We start from the raw sequence: 231 nt of genomic DNA, 5'->3' as shown, positions 1-231 counted from the left end.
CTAATGGCCTTACACCACATCGTTCAGCTATTATATCGTCTTTTGTGAGCTGTTTATCCAGTTCTAGTAACTTGTTCGCATTATCTAACACAAACTTTCTATCTTCATCAGTAACATGCGAATGTGGGCTCTCAACTTGTGTATCAGTTGTACCAATACAAGTTTTAGGTCCCATAGGGATCACGAAGAATAGTCTGCCATCGTCAGCAAAAAATGTAAGTACTTTATTAC

Annotated in this window: 1 pseudogene; it reads right to left on the bottom strand. The window is 38.1% G+C overall.

Annotated features, from left to right (window positions below):
• A pseudogene (locus tag AAEY62_RS25075) lies at positions 1-231 on the bottom strand (FAD-dependent oxidoreductase); the annotation flags it as partial.

Origin of the sequence: Pseudoalteromonas sp. GW168-MNA-CIBAN-0100, assembly GCF_040309225.1 — a bacterium.
Lineage (GTDB): Bacteria > Pseudomonadota > Gammaproteobacteria > Enterobacterales > Alteromonadaceae > Pseudoalteromonas > Pseudoalteromonas arctica.
Note: the sequence above shows the minus strand (reverse complement) of the source record. Positions and strands in the feature narration are given on the sequence as shown.